The organism is Pseudoalteromonas phenolica, from assembly GCF_044788725.1.
Classification (GTDB): domain Bacteria; phylum Pseudomonadota; class Gammaproteobacteria; order Enterobacterales; family Alteromonadaceae; genus Pseudoalteromonas; species Pseudoalteromonas phenolica_C.
Map to the genome: position 1 here is coordinate 122,604 of NZ_CP173162.1, position 18,349 is coordinate 140,952.

General features: G+C 34.2%; 12 protein-coding genes. 7 read left to right on the forward strand and 5 right to left on the reverse strand.

Annotated features, from left to right (window positions below):
- Position 1: 1 nt before the first annotated feature.
- Positions 2–562 (reverse strand): hypothetical protein, encoded by a 561-nt coding sequence (locus ACH784_RS18165; protein ID WP_404396230.1) that lies wholly within the window; start codon positions 560–562, stop codon positions 2–4.
- Between the two features lie 100 nt (positions 563–662).
- On the opposite strand from ACH784_RS18165, the gene ACH784_RS18170 reads away from it, so the two are divergent.
- The 3 genes from ACH784_RS18170 (at position 663) to ACH784_RS18180 (ending at position 5,429) form a co-directional block, all read left to right on the forward strand.
- The gene (locus ACH784_RS18170; RefSeq protein WP_404396232.1) at positions 663–989 is read left to right on the forward strand and encodes a helix-turn-helix domain-containing protein; all 327 of its coding nucleotides are present in this window, start codon (positions 663–665) and stop codon (positions 987–989) included.
- A gap of 534 nt (positions 990–1,523) precedes the next feature.
- Positions 1,524–3,428, forward strand: a complete 1,905-nt coding sequence (locus ACH784_RS18175) for a hypothetical protein (RefSeq protein WP_404396235.1) — start codon at positions 1,524–1,526, stop codon at positions 3,426–3,428.
- A 922-nt stretch (positions 3,429–4,350) separates the two neighbouring features.
- Positions 4,351–5,429, forward strand: a protein-coding gene (locus tag ACH784_RS18180) for an IS3 family transposase (protein ID WP_404396238.1) whose coding sequence is annotated in 2 segments (ribosomal slippage) — positions 4,351–4,603 and positions 4,603–5,429 — 1,080 coding nt in all. Because the reading frame shifts where the segments join, the coding sequence is not laid out codon by codon here.
- Between the two features lie 532 nt (positions 5,430–5,961).
- On the opposite strand, the gene ACH784_RS18185 is transcribed toward ACH784_RS18180, so the two are convergent.
- Positions 5,962–7,479: a response regulator gene (locus ACH784_RS18185; protein ID WP_404396240.1), complete on the reverse strand. Its 1,518-nt coding sequence runs from the start codon at positions 7,477–7,479 to the stop codon at positions 5,962–5,964.
- A 111-nt stretch (positions 7,480–7,590) separates the two neighbouring features.
- Positions 7,591–8,886, reverse strand: a complete 1,296-nt coding sequence (locus ACH784_RS18190) for a methyl-accepting chemotaxis protein (protein WP_404396242.1) — start codon at positions 8,884–8,886, stop codon at positions 7,591–7,593.
- Positions 8,887–9,098: 212 nt separating this feature from the next.
- Between ACH784_RS18190 and ACH784_RS18195 the strand changes: the two genes are divergently transcribed.
- The 3 genes from ACH784_RS18195 to ACH784_RS18205 are packed head-to-tail and all read left to right on the forward strand — an operon-like array spanning position 9,099 to position 13,003.
- Positions 9,099–10,853, forward strand: coding sequence for a CHASE domain-containing protein (locus ACH784_RS18195; RefSeq protein ID WP_404396245.1), 1,755 nt, complete (start codon positions 9,099–9,101; stop codon positions 10,851–10,853).
- A gap of 23 nt (positions 10,854–10,876) precedes the next feature.
- Positions 10,877–11,293: a response regulator gene (locus ACH784_RS18200; RefSeq protein WP_404396248.1), complete on the forward strand. Its 417-nt coding sequence runs from the start codon at positions 10,877–10,879 to the stop codon at positions 11,291–11,293.
- Positions 11,294–11,311: 18 nt separating this feature from the next.
- Positions 11,312–13,003: an EAL domain-containing protein gene (locus ACH784_RS18205; RefSeq protein WP_404396251.1), complete on the forward strand. Its 1,692-nt coding sequence runs from the start codon at positions 11,312–11,314 to the stop codon at positions 13,001–13,003.
- Between the two features lie 157 nt (positions 13,004–13,160).
- Here ACH784_RS18205 and ACH784_RS18210 read toward each other — a convergent pair whose 3' ends face one another.
- Positions 13,161–13,901 carry a hypothetical protein gene (locus tag ACH784_RS18210; protein WP_404396253.1) on the reverse strand — a complete coding sequence of 247 codons (741 nt, stop codon included), beginning with the start codon at positions 13,899–13,901 and terminating at the stop codon, positions 13,161–13,163.
- 251 nt (positions 13,902–14,152) lie between these two features.
- Here ACH784_RS18210 and ACH784_RS18215 point away from each other — a divergent pair, with 251 nt between their 5' ends.
- Positions 14,153–16,981 carry an EAL domain-containing protein gene (locus ACH784_RS18215; protein ID WP_404396255.1) on the forward strand — a complete coding sequence of 943 codons (2,829 nt, stop codon included), beginning with the start codon at positions 14,153–14,155 and terminating at the stop codon, positions 16,979–16,981.
- A 669-nt stretch (positions 16,982–17,650) separates the two neighbouring features.
- On the opposite strand, the gene ACH784_RS18220 is transcribed toward ACH784_RS18215, so the two are convergent.
- Positions 17,651–18,058: a site-specific integrase gene (locus tag ACH784_RS18220; RefSeq protein ID WP_404396258.1), complete on the reverse strand. Its 408-nt coding sequence runs from the start codon at positions 18,056–18,058 to the stop codon at positions 17,651–17,653.
- Positions 18,059–18,349: the final 291 nt, after the last annotated feature.

Below are 18,349 nucleotides of genomic sequence, written 5' to 3' on the forward strand. Positions count from 1 at the left end.
TTCATAAAAAGGTATCTATGTTTGATGAGTAATGTCGCAGTAACTTGCTTACGGCTTCTAAACCCCCCTGAATTTTGATCGATTGGATTCTAGCCTTATTATAGAAAGGCTCTATAAATGCACGTTCCTTGGGGTAACGGCTAAGTAACTCTTTATATTTCTTCATTTCACTGAGAGATATCGCCTGATTGTTTTCCAGTTCACTTTTCTCTTTGCTAAGCGCGTTATATAGGGTTATGGAGCTTTGACTATTAGATATAAAATCTTGTTTGTATTGACCTAACTTATAGCTTGGCCTTGAAACAAAAATGCTGGTGTTAAAACTTGGAGTTTTAGAGTAAATAACACTGCGTGCTCTTTTCTCTTTGCTTTTCTTTAGATATGCTTTTTTCTCCAACATACCTATTTGACGATATGCAAGCCTAGTAAGTTGCTCCTTCGCAATATTGAAGAATGTCACATTTTCCAAAACACTGACGAGTTCCTTTATAGTGAAATGATCAAAATTCATCACGATCAGTAAGTTATATATATGTTCGTTTAACACTACGGTTTTGGACATGTTCAGGCCCCAAAAAACAAAACTTAGGATTGCTAAGTATACATAGTTAAGTAAAACTTAGAAAATCTAAGTTATGTGAGTTTTATCGTATGCTGTGTAAGTGCAATTCCAAAACCCTATACCAAAGCGCCTTAAAGAGGCTAGAAGAAAAACTGGTTACTCTCAAAAAGCTCTTGGAGTACAAATTGGTATGGATGAAAGCTCAGCAAGTGGTCGTATGAATCACTATGAAAAGGGGAGGCATACCCCCGACTTAAGTACTCTGAAAAGAATTGCTGAAGAGTTAGATGTACCCTTAAATTACTTTTTCTGTGAAGACGATCAAATAGCTGAGATTGTTTGCCTTTTAGACAAACTTAGTGAAATTAATAAAGAAGAAGTTCTTTGTTTAATTAAACAGCTTTATAAATCGAACAAGACTGACTAATATAAGTTCGGCTCGAAATATTATTACAGATTCTAATAATAGAACTCAATCAAATCAGACAGTCACATATGTGCCAACTGCGGACATTGACGCTCCCCTACAAAATTGCTCTTCTAAGCCACCATTGCAGTCATAGAGATAAATTTGATAATAGGACTACTTTATCGAAAGCCGACATTAAGTTTTTGTGAATACACGATCAATCTATTTATGATTTTACTGTTTGTTTGAAGGGCTACTTCAAGCTCAATAGCAGACGTTGAGGTTATATCTACTGGTGAGGTATTTGATAGTCAACAATATTACCTGACTTCAAACTGTTAGTGATAACTTTGAGCTATTGATTTGACGAGTTGAAAAATAGTATGTTATTTGAACAGTTGGTGTGTTAATTAATAGATAGTGTTCTATTATTAAAAAATTGCTCGCCTATTTTTAGTAAAGAAGAAAGTTTAACAAAGAAGGAATAGCCCTTCTTGAAAGGTCTAACAGCGCACTATAATTAAAATAATTGATTACTTAGAGGGAATTAAAATGAAAAAATTGGTAGTTGTACTATGCGCTTTTGCTCTCAGCTCCTGTTCAGTCCTCAAATCTCTTATTGATGAGCAAGCCCCCCCATTAACCGTAATCGACCAAAGATTTGATTCAGTAAAGACAAATCTCTCTCAAATTGGCAATCTGACCCCTTCTGTTGCTGCATTTATTTCTGAGAAACTAATAAAAGAAGTCCTAGCGAATGAGATAAATAAGACAGTTAGAAAAGAAGATGACAAAAACAGTAATATTAATGTACTAAGGTTTGCTAGTGAGTATTATCTATCTGACCAAACAATTTACCTTAAACCGAGATTTACCCTTGAGTTCATAAAAGAGCGTATTACACTTGAGGCAAGTTTTGATGGTGCTGTCGGAGTTCATAACTTAGCTGACAGTATTTATTTACGTCCTGCGCTATTAGATTTCGAAATAGATTCTATCGAATTTGATGGCACGTGGAATGATAGTAAAGAAGCCTTATCAAAACTCGCAATAGATGTCTTGAAAGGCTTCAAAGATAATTTGAATCGAGTCTTATTTAAAGAACCAATCTCGATGAAATTAGAATGGCAACAATCCTTTGAACACCCTTTGTATACCACTTCTCCTGCTTCTGAGAAATCTACTTTTCGCCGTTTTGAAAAAGGGTTAATACTGGTAAATGAAAAAGGCCTCAGGCTCTTAGCACAGGTTACTCAAAATCCTCAAAACAACATACCAGAAGTTGAAATAGATATATCTAAGCTCGGCCAGACACATTCGTTAGAAGAGTTCAACAGTCTTTTTGAACAATATAAACAACAATACGAAGCTATCTGGAATACTTATTTTGATAAGTTAACCGAAACTGACATGAGCTTATTGATAATGATCTCAAAAGCAAGTATTTCAGAAATTTTACAAGAAACATTAAGTGTTGGAGCAAATATATCCGAAAATTTTGACATCCCAAAAACTGATTTCAACTCATCTATAGAACTAGAAAGTAACAAATTGGATTGCCAAACTTTAAGAGAGCCATTTAGACGAAGTAGATATCAAAGAGAATCATGTAACTGGAGCTGCCAGAGATGCGTTTCAGCCTGTGTACCGATACTTGGCTGTTCGGAAGCTTGTACAGATGAACCTGCTTGTCTTAGTAGTCGGGCAGTGTGCAATACAAGAGAAGAAGGAAGAGTCCTTGCTGATAATTTAGTCCATGAAGAAGCTAGAGTAAGACATCAGATCGAACAGGAAGCTAGAGTCGGTGCTTGTGATGTAGCGAGAGAAGCCGCAGATTTTATGGCTCTTGCAAAATTTAAAGGCAATTCAAAAGGCTCTGGTAAGGCAAACATAAACATTCAAAGCGTTACTGTTAACTCTGATTTAACTGGCCTTTCTTTAAGTCTTGACATAAATGTCCAAGCAGATGCAAAAATAAATTTAAAGATACAGCCTATTGATCTCGGACATGCGTTTTTCTGTATAGCTCCATACGCTAATACGTTTGATCAAAAAATAAGGGTCAGTACAGGTTTCAAAACTAACGAAATACCTATAGTTCCAACTTCATCAGAAGATACCTTGAAGCTAAATTTTGATTTTGAATCTTTTTCATATGAAGGAACACTATCACCCCCGCCGATTCAAATTTTTATCTCAGATCCCGAATTTATTGCTAAATGTGGTGCCGCAAATACGCTTATTGTTACAGGAGTGGCAATAGCAAAAGTTGCTGAAATATTTGGGGAAGATGAACCCGATACCGTTGCTAATCTTCTAGGAAGATTTAGTGGAGAATACACGCCTCCGAGCTTTGAAATGATTATTGAATCTGAAACAATTTCATTGGGTGAAGAACTCGATTTATTAGCATTACCGACTTGGAGTGAGAAAGCAATCCACTTGACTAGCCCTTAGTAAGGTTGACTACCCCTCTAAAATTAACTTTGACAACGGTTAGAGGGGTACTGTATTTTTTCGATACAAAACTAAACGCAATGCCCCCTTTGATTTTAATAAATCGATAAAGCAGCACTCTTTATTAAATTTTCAATGATTATCTTGGCGGACAATTCATAAGATGTCGCTTAAGTACAAGTGTTAATCCAAATACAAATTAATTAATATCTCTAAGCGGCACTTCGAAAGGTCAATTTTGATGCAATTATCAGTTCTAAAAATTAGACTCAAATATGGTAGTTGTTATCGTGTAATCCTACCTTGACAGACAGCTATGCCGAAAAATCAGCTATTATAAGTTCAACTATTATCCTATGACAGCTTCGGGAGCTTAGTTGCCTATAAGAGCAAAGATTAACCTATTTACTCTGAGGAGGAAAATAACTCAAAAAGCTATTAATTTTAACGTCCGCTGTTCGCTAATTGCTGCCTATCAGGTTAATTCCAAACCTATTAATAGAAATTGTAAGAACAGATATGAGCTACTACACTTTAGAGTCGGAAAACTATTCTGTACTAACAACTATCATTCAAAACCCCCGATTAACGAATAAAAGGTTGTTCGGAGCGGAAAGTCTGCAAGTTGTTATCCCTTGATAAATGCTTGCTATACACGTTCAAAAAGATCTAGTATCGGTTTCCAATTATTTAAAAAATCACTCTCTTTCTCAGGATGAATTTTAAATAAAGGAACCTTAGATTCCCAGTTAACAGAATCTTTGACAAGCTTGCTTGGAACTACAAATACTTCTGGTTCACGCGAATAATCGACCCAAATATTACAAAATACGTAAAAGAAATTAACGGATGTGTAACTCCCCCAAAAAGTGAAACAGTTCATAAGTAGAATTTTCCATTAACTAAAATAGGAAAATTTACGATGAGAAAAAGCAAGTTTACCGAACCCCAAATTGTTAGCATGATCAAAGAAGCTGAGTCAGGTATTCCTGTGCCTGAAATTTGCCGCAAACATGGCATCGGCCAAAGCACATTTTATAAATGGCGCTCAAAATATGGTGGTATGGAAGCTTCGGATGTTAAACGCCTTAAAGAACTTGAAGAAGAAAACCGTAAGCTAAAAGATATGTTTGCAACGCTAAGCTTAAAGCACTCGATGCTTGAGGATATCATCGCAAAAAAGCTGTAAAAACAAGTAGACGCAGAGCTTGGGTCGAGCATTTAAAAGTTCAATTTAACGTCAGTGTCGCATTTGCTTGTGAAGTGGCAGGGCTAAGCCGCTCAGTTTTTTATTACAAACATAAACGGCCATCAGATGATGAGGTTATAGACGCATTGCTAGCATTGGTTGAACGTCACCAAAGATGGGGGCTGCCCAAACTATTTAAAAGGCTTCGCAATAAGGGGAAACCTTGGAATAAGAAGCGTGTTGAGCGAGTTTACAACATGCTAAAACTGAATTTAAGACGTAAAGGAAAACGCCGTGTACCAACGAGAACGCCAGAGCCATTAAGTGCTCCAACACAGCATAATGAGTCATGGTCAATGGACTTTATGAGTGATGCATTAAGCTATGGACATCGCTTTAGAACACTCAATGTACTCGATGACTTCAACCGACAAGCATTAGCCATTGAAGTTGATACCAGTTTAACCGCTGAGAGAGTGATTAGGACACTAAAACAAATCATAGCTTGGCGCGGTAAACCAAAACAAATTAGAGTCGATAATGGCCCTGAATTTACCTCAACGGCGCTTGAAACTTGGGCTATAGAAAACAACATCAAGTTGGAGTTTATAAGACCAGGTAGTCCTTATCAAAATGGCTTTGTGGAAAGATTTAACCGAAGTTATCGTGAAGAGGTGCTAGATTTATACTTGTTTGAGTCACTACAAGAAGTACGTGAAATCACAGATGAATGGTTAGATATTTATAATTATGAGCGACCTCATGATTCACTTGGTGATATGACACCAATTGGTTACCTTGAGGCTGCATAAAATTCTACAAAAGAGCTGTACTAAATTGGGTGGAGTTACATTCACTTTGCCATCCAGTAATATTATCTAACAAAGTCCATTTTGAATTTATGATATCAATTTCGAAAGAGCCGTTTGTAACTAAATTGTTCGCTGTTGCAATTTGCGAAGCAAAAAGAGTAGATATTGCTAATAGAGATGATTTCATAAACATGGTACTCCAATATTTGGTTTATAAGGTTAAGCAATTTTCATTAACTTGGTTCTTTATTCGTAATTTTAAAAATCTAATTAATCCAATGATGTGTGATTTATTCTAAATTTACATTTTTACTAAAAGCTAAAGTTAGTTAACTGTGCTTTCACTTACTGAAACAGCACAAATAATGCCAAATCGAAAGTTGCGATAAAAATGATAGAACCTTTCTTTGTAAACCATTTTTATTACAAAGCCTTATACTTTTTGATTAGTTAGATAAAGAAGTTGTGTTTTAAGGGTCATGCTAAAAACACAGTTTTATTAAGAGAGGTGCTATTAGTCGTTAATAAAGCTTTAGCTATGAAGAAGGGATAGTAGCTGTTGTTTAGAGAAGGGTTTAGTTAAAAAGCCGTCGCACCCTAAAGATAAACATCTTTTTTTTGTGGTTTCATAAGCATCAGCTGTGAGCATGTATATCTTCGGTTTGTATGTAAGGTTAAGTGATTTAAGTTCTTTTAAGACTTCAAACCCATCCATGTGAGGCATATTTATATCCAGGAGTACAATGTCGTATTGGTTTTTATTAATTAACTCCAATGATTTTATGCCATCTTTCGCTTTATCCAGACAAGCGCATAAAGGACTTAGCATTTTTTCAGCAATAATTAAATTTATTGTATTGTCATCAACAATGAGAATACGTCCTAACTTTTGAGTATAATCTGGAGCTTGTGTTGGCGCATTTGTTGTTTCTGGGGTTTCAATTTTCTTTAGAGGCAATGTTAACTTAACCTGTGTACCTTTTCCCAAGGCAGAGTCTATAGAAAATTCAATTTTCAGTAACTCGCAAAGATGAGAAACAACATCTAAACCTAGCCCTGAACTATTGGCATCTAAAGGTTGAACATTGGTTTCTTGTTCAAAAGGCAACATTATTTTATCTATATCTTCGATGCCAATTCCTGTGTCGGTGATTTGAATTGAACAATGAGTATTTGATTTGCTTGATGATACAGTTATCGAACCTACATCAGTATATTTTATTGAATTACTGACTAAGTTACCTAAGATTTGAATGAGTCTCACTTTATCTGTATCAACAAAAAGGTTTTCGCAACTTTGAAAATTGACTACAAAGTTTAGCTTTTTTGCTTCAGCAGGCTTAGAAAATAAAAAACTTATATGCTCTAAAACATTCGAAAGAGAGACTGTTTCGATACTTAAAGCCAATTTCCCCGCATCAATTTTTGCTAGAGTCAAAATATCATTGAGAATGCGCTGTAATTGTTCACCACAGCTTAAGATTGTAGTTAAATCAGATTTTATATTTAAGTTACTTGGTTCTGCTAAAAGAGACTCTGTGACGCCTAACATCCCAAACAACGGGGTTCGTATTTCATGCGACATTCTTGCAAAAAATTTGTCTCTAGCTTGTAATGCATTAATCGCTTTTTGTTCATTTAATTTTAACTGAGTTACATCGGTATGAGCCCCAATCATACGTATAGGTTTATTGTTATCATCACGAAGTATCAGCCCTCTGCACCTTATCCAAACTGTATGGCCTAAGGAGTGTTGATATCGAACAATTTGATCATATGGGAAACTTGGGTCTTCAATATGCCTATTGAAATTATCAAGCGCAGCTTTCAAGTCTTCTTGATTAATTATATCTTGCCATTCAGAAGACTTATGCTGCTTACTGGTAGGATCATAACCTAGCGTCGTCCAAAACTTAGGACTCATCCACTCATCTTCTGGCTCTTCTAAATCCCAATACCAAAGACCATCTAAAGAAGACTCTTGAATAAAATCAAAAACATACTTATCAGTTGATATCTTATTGTAAAGCTCTTCTTCTAATCGGTTCATAATCTTGGATTACTTGTAATTCTATAGTTTAACTATAGTGCATTTGCACCATTAAATCTGGCAGCTTTAATGATTTATTTTTTAAGTACAGAGGTGCTAATTTGATATGATTTACAACGCTAATTTTCCTACTATAGCACTCACGTTCTCTGCTTCTGTCTTAATCTCTTTCATCACTACTTCAACCTGATTGATTTGTTCCATCCCTGTTATCGCAGATTGGTCAACTATCGACATAAGTTGAGAGACATTCTCTGTCATTTCCTTATTAGCTGTTACAACTTTAGTTATCTCTTCTGTTGAGGAACTTGTTCTTGCAGCTAGATTTCTTACTTCATCGGCTACAACGGCAAACCCTCTTCCTTGCTCACCAGCTCTAGCGGCCTCGATGGCAGCATTTAAAGCTAATAGATTGGTTTGTTCTGCAATACTGCTAATTGTTGAAACTATCTCAGAAATACTTTTTGATTGAGAGTTCAATGATTCAATCGATCTCATCGCTTTATTAGTTCTCTCTGAAACCTTCTTAGATGTTGAAATTGTATCACTTAATTTTAACGAAGCTGTGGCTGCTATTTTTTCTGTATTCAAAGATGTCTCTAAAGCGATTTTGGCAGCTTCACTTATATTTTGAGAGCGTTCAACTTGAACGGTTATATCTGAAGCAAATTTAATGACTTTTTCAACGGTTCCATTTTCACCAACGATTGGATTATAAGTTGCTTCTATCCATATCGTTTTTCCTCCAGCTCCTATCCTTTCAAATTGGCCAGATTTAAATTTCCCTTTATTTAATTCACTCCAAAAGTCAGGGTTTTGTTTATAAAAATCATCGGTGCAAAACATTCTATGATGTTGATGCATTATTTGTTCAAGAGAGTAACCAACAGTCTGAGTGAAGTTTTTATTTGCATTTAAAATATATCCGTCAGGTGAAAACTCAATAATGGCCGTTGACCTGTCGAGAGCTTCAAAAATAGAGTTTTGTTTTTCTAAAGAAAGCTTTTCATCTGTTATGTCTGAAGCAATTTTTATTACTTTTATAACGCGACCATCTTCTTTCACAGGAAAATAACTAGCATCTAACCAAATTGAATCTCCAGATTTATTTATCCTTTTGAAATGCCCTACTTGTGGAATACCATTCGCTAAACTTTTCCAAAAGTTTTTGTATGCAGGTGTAGAATAAAATTCCTGAGCACAAAAAATACGATGATGTTTATTTTGTATATCTGAGAGTGAGTAACCAACTACATTTAGAAATTTATCGTTTGCAGTAAGAATTGCCCCATCAGGTTTGAATTCTATTTTGGCAACTGAATCATCTATTGCTTTTACAACCGCTTTTAGCTGAGCAATTTCCTTCTCCAAGCTTTGCACTTTACTGTTGTCTTTCTTAAAAATCATAGATTAACCAGAACCTTATTAAAAATAGAATGTTTCAATTGTATATAATTTCTTATTGTCTTTTTAGCTTTTTGAGACAAGGATCAGATTTACTTGTATTAAGATAAATCTATTTACACTTCGTTTTTTCTTGACGACCAAAATCTGAGAACCTTAAATGCAATATAGTAGGCTTACTAATAAAAGCCCTACATTCGAAAAGGAGCGTAGTTTTGGTTGATGATTTTGATCCTGATTTTTCAAGAAGAGAGTTGATCAAGTCTAGTAAAGTGGCGAGTATCCATTGGGTAGTCATCGTAGCCTCATTTATACTGACTTTTTCAGCTTGGTATTTCTCAAATAAGACAATTCAAGAGAGGCACCAAATAAGATTCGAAAGGTACTCTGAACAGATTGCTTCGCAAGTTACTGAGCGGATGGATTTATATAAAAATGCTTTACAAGGTGGAGTTGCATTTATTGAAACCCTACCAGTCAAGGTAACTCCCGAAATTTGGAGGATCTATAACCAAAGGCTTAATATAGTCCATTCTTTTCCGGGTATTCATGGGCTTGGAGTCATTTACCACGTAGATGAAAAGGATGAAATTGATTTCATTAATTCTGTAAAAATTCAAAGACCTTCTTTTAAAATCTTTCCGGCACATAATGAAAGTGAACTATGGCCAATTACTTTCATAGAACCAATTGAAACAAATGAAAAAGCTTTAGGTTTAGATATGGCATTTGAATCAAATCGGTATTTAGCTTTAAAAAAAGCACGCGATTTGGCTGAACCTCAAATAACAGGGCCAATTGAATTAGTTCAATACTCAAAGAAAAGTCCAGGTTTTCTCTTTTATGTACCTTTTTACGATAGTTTAATGCCACAGGACACCATCGAACAAAAAAGGGCTTCTATAATAGGAGTAGTTTATGCCCCTTTCATTATGGAGCATTTAATGAAAGGGACACTCTCAAGCGAACATCGTTTGGTAAATGTACGTATTTATGATGAAGACACTATAATTTATGATGGAAATTCCAATTCTAGATTTGAAACGAGTGCTGAGTCATCGAGTTTAAAGAGAACCTCAGTTATTCAAATGTTTGGTAGAAATTGGCGGTTTGAATTTGAACCAACCAAGGAGTTTGTAGGAAGTGTTAGCTATATTGAATCAAGACTGATTCTATTTGGCGGAATATTTATAGATTTTCTGATCATTTTTATTATTTTTTCTGTGACATATGCAAATAAAAGAGCATTAAAGCATGCGGATAGAGTTACCAAAATGCTTAAGCAAGAAACTTCTGAATTAGAAAGAATTAATAAAGACCTCGAACAATTCAATTATGTTGCTTCACACGATTTAAAGTCCCCCTTGAATGCGATTAAGCAACTTGTCACTTGGATTTCTGAAGACTGCTCAACAATTCTGCCAAATGACTCCAAGGAGCATTTAAAACTGTTAAAGCAACGAACTCGAAGAATGGAGTCATTATTAGATGATCTCCTAGAGTATACTAAATTGAGCAACTTAATAGATGCCAACCAGCATATCAATTTAAAAGATCTAATCATGGATATTTGTTTTTTATTAGATATTCCTGAAGTATTCAGCATTACCGTGGATGATAAAAATATTTGGGGCTCGCCTGAAGCAATTGAAATAGTACTTCGAAACCTAATTTCAAACTCGATTAAACATCATCACATAGGGGCTGGAAAAATTGATATAAAGTGTGAATTTGACGAATATTTTACTACTATTAAAGTAATAGATGATGGTCCTGGCATAGAGCCTCAATATCACAATCAAGTTCGGAAAATGTTTCAGACATTGAAACCAAGAGATGAAGTTGAGGGTAGCGGCATGGGGTTAGCTATTGCCAGTAGAGTAATGGAAAATCTTGGTGGATCTTTAAATATAGAGTCCGATGGCATTGATGGAACAAAAGTTATAATTTCTTGGCCTTACAAAAAATGAGATAAAAGGAGATTTGTCAGATTATGAGCAATTCAAAAGACATTACATTACTACTTATTGAAGATGATGATGTAGATGCACTTACAATTGAGAGAAGCTTTTCAAAGCAAAGAATTGCAAACCCAATAGTGAGGGCCGTTGATGGGGTTCAGGCATTGCAATTGCTAAATCAAAATATGATTCAGAAACCTTACATTATATTGCTCGACCTGAGATTACCAAAGTTAGGAGGAGTCGGATTTCTAGAGTGCCTCAGAAAAGATCCCGTTCACTCGGATGCAGTGGTATTTATTTTGACAACGTCTGAGGCCAAACAGGATATTGAGGCTTCCTATAAGAACAATGTTGCGGGCTACTTTGTTAAAGGCAAAGTAGGTGAACAGTTTATTGGTGTAGTTGATATGCTAGACAGCTACTGGAAAGTAGTTCAATTACCTTAGAGGTTGATAGGGAGCGTTGTGAAAATTTTAATTGTTGATGATGATATTATCGATAGAGAAGCTATGAAGCGAGCGATAATGGGGAGCACCATAGAAACCATTATTTTTGAAGCGAATACGGTTCAAGCAGCACTAGATTGTATTGAAAAGCATGCTTTCGATGTAGTTTTGTTGGATTACAATCTACCAACATCTTCAGGTATAGAATTACTGGTAAATTTAAAAAGTAAAAGTATAGACCCAAGTGTAGCGATAGTGATGGTTAGTATTTCTACCGATGACACAATCGCATTAAAGTGCATTAAGGCTGGAGCACAAGATTTTCTTGTTAAAACAGAAATAAATTCATTCAGGTTACAAAGAGCAATGGTTAATGCTCAGGCTAGGGCTGACTTAGAAAGGAACCTATTGTCGAGTTACCAACGAACTAAGATACTAGCTGAACATGATAGTCTAACAGGCCTGACTAACCGCTATTATTTTGATGAAACGTTAAACCGAGAATCCCACAGTCACCTTCGCAACAACGATAAATTGGCCTTATTGTTAATTGATTTAGACCATTTTAAGTTTGTAAATGACAATTACGGGCATGATATTGGTGATCAGCTTTTAATTGAAGTAACAAAGAGAGTTAAAAGCGTTTTAAGAACCAACGAGTTACTTTCAAGGTTGGGTGGCGATGAATTTGGAATAACAATTATTAATATCCTTTCTCCAAGTGCCGCAATACGGGTTGCCCAACGCATTTTATTCCAGCTAAATACGCCTTTTCAAATTGAAAATTATAATATCAATATAACTGCAAGCATAGGCATTTCAGTATTCCCAGACGACAGCAACAACGATAAAGAATTATTAAAGTTTGCTGATATAGCTATGTACAGAGCCAAAGAATTAGGGCGTAATCAATTTCGCTTTTTTGAAAGTCAGATGCAGGATGAGTTCCTATCGAAATATTTGCTCGAAAACAAATTAAAAAATGCCATTGTAGAACAACAGTTCTTTCTTGAATATCAACCATTAGTATGTCCTCAAACTACAAGCATCATTGGAGTAGAAGCACTAATAAGACTGACAGTTGACAATGAATTGATTAGGCCAGATTTGTTCATTCCAATTGCGGAACAATCGCACCTTATATTCGAAATAGGTGAATGGGTTTTGAAAACATCAATTGAGCAATTGAGCATTTGGAAAGAAAAAAATACATCCCCAATAACAATGGCAATTAACCTTTCATCTAAGCAGTTGGCAGACAAAGAGCTTCCTAGCATTATAGAAAAATATACAAATTTATACAATGTTTCTCCTAGCCTGATTGACTTGGAACTAACGGAGACAGCTTTACTTACTGACCTAGAGGATACGAAAAAAGTTATTGGAGAGCTAAAAAAACTTGGTTGTAAAGTGTCATTAGATGACTTTGGGACAGGTTACTCATCAATTTCTCATTTACATAACTTTCCCATTGATACAGTTAAAATAGACAGAACTCTAATGCCAAGCGCATCAAAATCGTTGAAATTAGAACGCCTATTAAGTGGCCTAGTTGTCCTGTTGAAAACTATCAATGTAAATATAATCGCTGAGGGTGTAGAAACCGAAGAAGATTACTTCACATGCAGGGGGTTACAAGTAGATGCAATACAAGGCTATTTTATTCATATGCCTATGAGTGCAGAGGGTATTGAAACCTGTTTTTTCTAAATGGATAGCTATTAATGCAAAAGCGTTTTATTTATAGAAGTTATAAACACTACTAGCAACTAGGTTTATAGTATTAGAAACTATCAATTAGGTGTGAGTTAAAAAAACTCACACCTAATTGATACGATATATTTGACCTTACTTATAATTAAAAAGATTAAAATATCAGTTTTATATTCTTAATTTCTCTTGTTTGAATACCTAGGATCCGGCTATTTGAAGAGAAAGAATTAGAGATTTCTCCTTCTCTGTATCTCTCAACAATAATGTCGAGAGAGCAATCAGAGAAGCCTTTAGTGTCTTCTTTGAGAAAAATACCTAGCTCAGATAAGTTCATCGAAGTGCTTGATGGGTTTATAAAGCTAACATTAGTCGAACCTGAAAATGTACCACTAATGCCATTTTTACATCCATAATTTAAGATCAGCTGAGTATTACTGTTCAGGTCAGAGCCATCTAGTTGAATGAAAAGATCCTGATTATAATTGATACTGGATATTTGAGTTGGCGTAATAAATTCGAAATTAAGAGGCAAGCTCACCTGTGAGAAAGCATTTTCTTCTGTTTGTCTTTTTAGTTCTATGTAATAATTTGTATTGTCATCAGTTAAGCCAAATCGTCCTTCATAATCAATATCCAAAATATCGATATCTTCTTTTAATACTTTTTGCTCTGTACTTGTTGAAGCAATAATTTTATCTCCATCTGAAAGTCTAATATTCGAACCAAAGCTATTACCAGCATTTAGCTCTACAGTAACTTTTGCTCTATCTCCATTCGAAGAAACTTTAATATCAGCTTGAATAGCTTTTGTTTTCAATTGATCCGAATTAGTTTCAGACGTACAAGCTGATGAGATAAATATAATAATAGGTATAAGTGAGAATTTTTTTAACATTTTTAAAGTAACTCAAAATAATTTGTTCCATTTTTAATTACAAATAAAAATAGAGCAATTACTAAATTGTAAAAAAGCGTTAGTTCAGAAGTAAGGTATTACGGCTTTTATCTTCCTTGGAGGCGAAATTATTTCATAATAAAAGAGGTTATTCACTACCCATTAACATAAATTAGTTATTTTGTGCTATATTCAGTCTTTCGCAATTATTCTAGTTTTGTTTCATCTCCATAACAACAAAAGAGATAGTTATGTTTAAGAGGTCAATCTATTCTTTTTTTGAAGTCTTTTTCTTGTATGTTGTCTTAGGCTATTTAACTTTAGCAAGTATAGACAGTGAGCCTTCAATGGCTTCTATTTGGTACTCTAATATTGTATGTGGCTTCATTCTTGGCACTTGCAAAAAAGAAATGAGGGCTCAAATACTGATTGCGATAATCATAGGCAGTCTTACCGTAGACTACGGTTTTTCTTTTTATTCCTTTAACGAATCAGTTTCTATTCTTGTAGGTGATATAGCAGAAGTTACAAGTGTCGCTTTTATTGTTAAAAATTTAAACCGGAATCTTCATACAAAGAAGTTAGAGTACCAAATTTTAGTCTTTCTAGTTTTACTTTTAATTCCAAGCTTAATTGGTGCTTTTTTTGCTGGTTTAGCTGCATTAACTCTCATTTCAGAACAAAACATATTAAAACTAATTTGTACTTGGTTTGTGGGGTCGGTTCTTGGGGGAGTAATTACATATCCTTCTTTGTTGTTAATTAAGCAACAAAAAACAGCCTATACATTTAGTAAAAAGCAAGGGATTGAAATAGCTGTATATGGTCTTATTAGCGTGCTTGTTCAAAGTTGCTCATTCTACTTTATACAATTCCCTTTTGTATTTGTATTATCATTTTTAATTCTTATTGCAATTTTTAGTTCATATAAAATTGTTGCACCAATCATTTTTATCAATGGTGTAAGTATGGTTTTCTTCATTGCGAAGGTAGGGGTTACTGCAGAGTTAAATATAGAAAGTGTGACCCAAGTTATTCTGACTCTTTCCTTAACACTATTACCTCCTGCTTTGATCTCTGTTGGTAAGTATAAAATACAATATGAGGCAATAAAGCTGGGGAGAATTAAAGATGAAATGGAAAGTATTTATACAAACACACCTTCAGCGATGCTTTCCTATAAGAAAAATGGAGATATTATTACTGTAAGTGATAAATGGCTTTCTCTAACAGGCTTTGAGCGCACAGAAGTGGTAGGTGAAAAAATAAACAGATTTATTAATTATGAAGGAAGCTGGTCTGAGAGTGAAATTAGTACAATTAGTTCTAAATTTGAAAAAAACATTTACGTTGAAACATTTACTCAGGATTTTTACTCTTCAAGCTCAAAAGCTACGTATAGCTTACTTGTTTGTAAAGATATAACAAATGAAGTGAGGCTTGCGGAATCATTAAAAAAAGAAAAAGACTTTTTGAAAAGTGTCTTAGAGTCAATAACTGACGGTGTAATTTGTATCGATAATAAAAGTCGAATAACACTGATAAATAAATCAGCAAAAAAAAGCTTGCTTCTAAATAATGAAAAGACAAAGAAGATTAATCTAAAAGATACAATTAAATTTACAAATTATTACACTGGTGAAAGCGTAGACTATTTGCAGGAAAACGAAAATTGGCATCAACCTCTATCCGCATCCGTACAAGGAATTGTGGATAATATATATCAAGTTAAAACTGTTGTGTTGCCTCTATCCGGTTTAGGTTCTAAATTACTGATAGTAAGAGATATTACTGAGAGTTTTTTAAGTGAGGAAATTAGTAAATTTAAAAGTCGTCATGATGCTCTCACAGGGTTACCAAATGAAGTTAAGCTAGAAGAAGATATTTGTAATGAGAAATATAGCTCTTTGGCAATGTTGAAGATATCAAATATTGATAATATTACTTATCAATATGGTAAAAAGTTTTCAGAGAAGGTCTTAAACATATTATCAAAAAAGCTTGTATTATCAGGCAATGAAAACCATACACTCTATCTTTTAAAAACTGGTGAGTTTGCAATACGGTATCAAAAATCTACAAAGTTAAATGTCATCCATTTGCGCTCTTTCCTAGAAGAATTAGAAGCTCCTCTTTTCGTTGATTCTATAAAAATTAAACTAATTATCAACATAGGTTTCTATGACTCAATTAACAATGAGGCTCATGATGTAGATGTATTAAGTAAGGTAAAACTAGCTCTTAATGAGTCGGAATTTTCAGTAAAAAAAGGAATTGTTGAATATAGCATCAAGCTCGAGCATAAATTTAATAAATTTGAATTTATAAATAAGCAAATAGATATTGCATTAGAAGAAGCTAAGTTTTTCCTACTTTTTCAGCCTATAGTATGTGCTCATTCTTCTAGAATACTCTCAATTGAAGCGTTGTGTAGATGCAACACCACAAGAGGGAAAATCATGTCCCCAAATGAGTTTATTCCTGTTGCGGAAAAGTCAGGAAAGATAGTAGATATCGGTAAGTTTGTTATTGAGGAAACAATTAAACAAATTAGTATTTGGAAAAGTAAGAGTTATGAAAACTTTACTGTGTCCTTAAATGTGAGCCCTTTGCAGCTAATTGAAAGAGACTTCTTAACGTTTACAAAAGAAACTTTGGAAAATTATGATGTTGAAGCTAACAGATTAATTTTTGAAATTACAGAATCTGCCTTCATAGAAAATGTTGACCAAACTATTAATACTTTAGATAACTTAAATAAAATTGGAGTTAAATTAGCCCTTGATGATTTTGGGACTGGCTTTTCTAACTTGTCGTATTTAAATAAACTCCCCATAAAATATTTGAAAATTGATAAAAGCTTTGTTGATGACCTCCCTGAAAATAGTGCTTTGGCTGAACTGATTATCTCTATAGGTAAAGTTTTAGAGCTTGAAATAATAAGCGAAGGAGTTGAAACAAAGGCCCAAGTTGAGAGCCTCAGGGATTGGGGAACAAATAGGTTCCAGGGCTATTACTTTAGTAAGCCAATAGATGCTATTGAGTTAGAGAGGAAACTTGAATCTAATATAGCTTGTTGATACTTTCGCATTTCAGTTAGAGAAGCGCTAAAAATTTGCCTTCTCAAACTGGAGCTCTCCCAGAAAAATACTTATGTATCTTGATTATTTGAATAGGCATTAACCCTTTTCTGTAAGGTTCTACTAGCAATATAAAATAGCAGGTAGCTGAGCTTCTAGGTTAATTTGTTTCAGCACCGTATAGGTATTGTAAATCACTAAAAAAATGAAATAGTCAAAAGTAGAGCTTTCTAATAACTAAAATAGGAAAATCTTCAGCATGATTAAAGAAGCTGAGTCTGGTATACCAATCCCTGAAACAAATCATTTTTTGCAGACTTATGCTTCAATTTTATGCCAACTTACACTTCAAGTTTGATTCTAAGTGATTGAAGTAACTTTGTTGTTTATGTCAACTTATGCTTCAAACACCAAAAGCGGTAACACTAATATATAGCAAATAATGCACTCTTATGAATTAGTCTCAATGCTAATTCATAGGAGATGAGAATTGCAAAAATAACAAATAACATTGCTTCAACAGGATTTACTAGGATATATACTTTGCCATTTACAGATCCAGATGATCATCCGATAAATAATGCAATTACAATACTAACATATAGCCTCTAATGTCTTTCAGGATTTAGAATAAGGTATGTATAAAGCAGTTCAGAATATCTTTAAGCTTCAATAATTGGTATGAGCCATTATTTCAAGGCATAAAAATTCTAAATTTGTTACATTGTTCATAGCGCATATAGATTCAGTACTCTGGAGGAGAGTAACAGTTGACAAGGTTATCTTTCGATCAAAAGGTAATTTTAAAAACTCTCGGTATAAAAATACTAATGAATTTAAAGCCGTTGCTTGGGTACTCGCAGCAACATTTCTATCGTTAGAAAGATATTCTAAATATTGCTCAACATGGTTCGCATTCATATCTTTTGGATGTTGCTTGTTATGAAACACAATATATTGATAAACCCAATAAACGTATGTACGGATCGTGCGTTTTGCATACCTACGCGTAACCATATACCTTTCTAAAGCATTCAAAAATGGTGAATTAGCCATGAGTAACAAATCTGTTTGCATGTATAAATAAACAGTAGTTCAAGCTCGGCAGTATGCAAATATTTTTATAATGCCTGATTTTATCCGTTTACAATTCCCGTTTTTGACGCATGAATTTTATAAGGTGTTGAGTCTGTTTAAGAAACACTATATTGTTAATGAAATTAACAGGAATCTTTCCCGATTTTCTACCGACAAAATCAGGAAAAATTCCCTTGAAAAAGCTGTTATGCGTCACTTTAAATCGCTGTCTTTAAAACGGTTTTTACTTCAAGTCTTTTCTTCAAATCAACTTTTAGGTACAGTGGCGTA

Excerpts from the sequence above, each read along its gene's own strand:
- ACH784_RS18165 (WP_404396230.1), bottom strand. The coding sequence starts at position 562 with ATGTCCAAAACCGTAGTGTTAAACGAACATATATATAACTTACTGATC.
- ACH784_RS18210 (WP_404396253.1), bottom strand. The coding sequence starts at position 13,901 with ATGTTAAAAAAATTCTCACTTATACCTATTATTATATTTATCTCATCA.
- ACH784_RS18215 (WP_404396255.1), top strand. The coding sequence starts at position 14,153 with ATGTTTAAGAGGTCAATCTATTCTTTTTTTGAAGTCTTTTTCTTGTAT.
- ACH784_RS18200 (WP_404396248.1), top strand. The coding sequence starts at position 10,877 with ATGAGCAATTCAAAAGACATTACATTACTACTTATTGAAGATGATGAT.
- ACH784_RS18185 (WP_404396240.1), bottom strand. The coding sequence starts at position 7,479 with ATGAACCGATTAGAAGAAGAGCTTTACAATAAGATATCAACTGATAAG.
- ACH784_RS18220 (WP_404396258.1), bottom strand. The coding sequence starts at position 18,058 with ATGCAAACAGATTTGTTACTCATGGCTAATTCACCATTTTTGAATGCT.
- ACH784_RS18175 (WP_404396235.1), top strand. The coding sequence starts at position 1,524 with ATGAAAAAATTGGTAGTTGTACTATGCGCTTTTGCTCTCAGCTCCTGT.
- ACH784_RS18190 (WP_404396242.1), bottom strand. The coding sequence starts at position 8,886 with ATGATTTTTAAGAAAGACAACAGTAAAGTGCAAAGCTTGGAGAAGGAA.